This window comes from Streptomyces sp. BE20 (genome assembly GCF_036322525.1).
Lineage (GTDB): Bacteria > Actinomycetota > Actinomycetes > Streptomycetales > Streptomycetaceae > Kitasatospora.
On sequence record NZ_JAQYWW010000193.1, the window covers coordinates 1 to 467 of the forward strand.

The window sequence follows — 467 nt, forward strand, 5'->3', positions numbered from 1 at the left end:
ACCGACCCGGCCGCGCTCGCGGCCAACCCGTGGCCCTCCTACGCCGCCGCTGCCTTCGACACCATCCACCTCTGAAACGCCGGACCGCGAAGACCGAGCTAACCCGCCGAACCTTCGTCCGCGCAACCGCGACCGCCGGAGCCTCCGCCAGCACCGGCCCGCCCGCCACCACCCCCACGGCTGCCCCCGCGCCGGGCCGTCTCACCTGCACCGTCAAGGACGTCCGTCACGTCGACGTGCTGAAGCAGGAGAACATCCGCTTCGACCACTCCTACGCCACACTGAACAACGTGCGCTGCTTCGGCGACAAGCAGGCGCTGCAGGTCCCGGACGGCGCCGACGTGTTCCGCCCGCCCCACCCGCGCCCCAGCGACGGCGGTGCGCTGCTGCCGTACCCGATGGACACCACCAACTAAAACGCCCAGAACGCCGGCGGCCTGCCGCCCGACAGGGCCACCGGACCCCAG

At 72.4% G+C, this 467-nt stretch carries 1 protein-coding gene; it reads left to right on the forward strand.

Annotated elements, in window-relative coordinates; genetic code table 11:
- Positions 1-236 precede the first annotated feature (236 nt).
- On the forward strand, positions 237-416 hold the full coding sequence (locus PUR61_RS00835) for a hypothetical protein (protein ID WP_329874566.1): 180 nt from the start codon (positions 237-239) through the stop codon (positions 414-416).
- Positions 417-467 lie beyond the last annotated feature (51 nt).